The organism is Sphingorhabdus sp., from assembly GCF_040079335.1.
GTDB lineage: Bacteria > Pseudomonadota > Alphaproteobacteria > Sphingomonadales > Sphingomonadaceae > Sphingorhabdus_B.
This window is the reverse complement of record NZ_JBEBKL010000114.1, coordinates 1-2,340: the sequence shown is the minus strand read 5'-3', so window position 1 is coordinate 2,340 and position 2,340 is coordinate 1. Positions and strand designations below refer to the sequence as shown.

The 2,340-nt window shown below is 62.4% G+C and carries 3 protein-coding genes; all 3 read left to right on the top strand.

What is annotated here, in order from left to right; translation table 11 throughout:
- Positions 1-1,048 (top strand): tryptophan synthase subunit beta (trpB, locus tag ABL922_RS14600; RefSeq protein WP_349024937.1); only part of this gene is annotated, 1,048 nt, incomplete at its 5' end.
- Positions 1,049-1,461: 413 nt separating this feature from the next.
- The gene (locus tag ABL922_RS14595) at positions 1,462-1,872 is read left to right on the top strand and encodes a DUF559 domain-containing protein (protein ID WP_349024936.1); all 411 of its coding nucleotides are present in this window, start codon (positions 1,462-1,464) and stop codon (positions 1,870-1,872) included.
- A gap of 196 nt (positions 1,873-2,068) precedes the next feature.
- A partial coding sequence (locus ABL922_RS14590; RefSeq protein ID WP_349024935.1) for a tryptophan synthase subunit alpha occupies positions 2,069-2,340 on the top strand: 272 nt, incomplete at its 3' end.

Here is a 2,340-nt window from a genome sequence, read left to right as displayed (position 1 = left end):
CGACCTGCTCGAACACTACGTCGGGCGCCCCAGCCCGCTCTATTTCGCGCCGCGCCTGACTGCGGAATTAGGCGGCGCGCAGGTCTGGTTCAAGCGCGATGAGCTCAACCACACCGGCGCGCACAAGATCAACAATTGCATCGGCCAGATCCTGCTGGCGATGCGGATGGGCAAGACCCGGATCATTGCGGAAACCGGCGCGGGCCAGCATGGGGTCGCCACCGCCACGGTCTGCGCGCGGTTCGGCCTGCCTTGTGTGATCTTCATGGGTGCAACCGACGTGGCGCGGCAGGCGCCCAACGTGTTTCGGATGAAGCTGCTCGGCGCCGAAGTGCGCCCGGTCACCGCCGGTGCCGCGACGCTGAAGGACGCGATGAACGAGGCGCTGCGCGACTGGGTCGCCAATGTCCACGACACCTTCTACATCATCGGCACTGCCGCCGGTCCACACCCCTACCCTGAACTGGTCCGCGATTTCCAGAGCGTGATCGGCAAGGAAGCCCGCGCCCAGATGCTCAGCCGCGTGGGCCGACTGCCCGACCTGCTGGTTGCGGCGATTGGCGGTGGCAGCAATGCAATCGGGCTGTTCCATCCGTTCCTGGACGATGCATCGGTGAAGATGCTGGGCGTCGAAGCGGCGGGCCACGGGCTCGACAAGGAACACGCCGCCAGCCTGGCGGGCGGACGCCCCGGCATTCTCCACGGCAACAAGACCTACCTGTTGCAGGACGCCGACGGCCAGATCACCGAAGGCCACTCGATCAGCGCGGGCCTCGACTATCCGGGGATCGGGCCGGAGCACGCCTGGCTCAAAGAAGTCGGGCGGGTCGAATACACCTCGGTCACCGATACCGAAGCGCTGGCCGCGTTCCAGCTGCTCTGCCGCACCGAAGGCATCATCCCCGCGCTGGAACCAGCCCACGCCATCGCCGCGGTGAAGAAGGTCGCGCCGACGATGGGCAAGGACCAGATCATCCTCGCCAACCTGTGCGGGCGCGGCGACAAGGACATCTTCTCGGTCGCGGAGCATCTTGGGGTGGAGCTATAAGGTGCGAAAAGCTCCGCTCATTGGGATGTTAATTTGCTTGATCGCATTCGCCCTTGTCAGGTGGTATGCTTCCGAGACCTGCAATGGCCAACAATGGATACCGGAGACCTTCCGGGCAGCGGACCCAATGGCTACCCGTTTTGGTTGTGCGACAGGTTGGGAAACGGTTCTAGGCCGATTGCTCAATGCGGTTTCGCTAGCTCTTCCGATCAGCGCCGCCGGTTTTGCGATTCTCGTTTTCATGAAGCCCGGGAAATGACCCGCCTCCAATCCGCCTTCGTCAAGTGGCTTGTTCAGCCCCCTCTCCCAACCCTCTCCCCTGAAGGGGAGAGGGCTTTGATCTGCTCTCTCCCCTTCAGGGGAGAGGCGCGAGACTTGGCAGCTTGCTGCCTAGTCGCAGCAGAGAGGGGCAGATGCGCGATCCACGCCTGACCGGCTACGCAAGGACCAACCGCAGGCAAATGTCGGAACCGGCAACTCGGATGTGGCTCCAACTGCGAGCAGAACGGTTCATGGGGGTAAAGTTCCGGCGCGAAAAGGTGATTGGAAGTTACATCGCTGATTTCGCTGCCAATGACCCCAAGCTGGTGGTCGAAATCGACGGCGACACGCATGACATTGATGACGAGCGTGATCGCATTCGGACTCGCTTTCTCGAAGCGCAAGGCTATCGGGTGCAACGTTATTCCAATGTTGAAGTCATGCAGAATCTGGAAGGCGTCTTGATGCATCTGGCGACGGTGATTGCCGAAATGCGGCCCCCTCTCCCAACCCTCTCCCCTGAAGGGGAGAGGGCCGTGGTGCAACTGGGGGTGGAGTTGTGAGCCCTAGGGTAAAGCGCGGTCTCGTTTTGATTGGTGGCCTTATCGCGATAATCGGCGCTAGTCATTTCTTGACCACAGAGCTGTTTTCCTCGCCAAGTCAATCTGGGATTGGTGGCGGATTGGGTGCGATCTGGTTGATCTGGGCCATACCTCGCTTGAGGCGCATCTGGCCAGATTCCAAGAAGGGATGGTCTGAATGACCCGCCTCGCCACCGCCTTCGCCAAGGGTCCCGCCCTCGTCACCTTCGTCACCGGCGGCGATCCGACGCCCGAGACCACTATCGCGATCCTCGACGCGCTGGTCGAAGGCGGCGCGGATGTGATCGAACTCGGCATGCCGTTCACCGATCCGATGGCCGATGGCCCGGCGATCCAGGCGGCCAACATCCGCAGTCTGAGCGCGGGCACCACCACGGCCGACATTTTCCACATCGCGGCGCGCTTCCGCGAGAAACACGCCGAAGTGCC

Excerpts from the sequence above, each read along its gene's own strand:
- ABL922_RS14595 (WP_349024936.1), top strand. The coding sequence starts at position 1,462 with ATGCGCGATCCACGCCTGACCGGCTACGCAAGGACCAACCGCAGGCAA.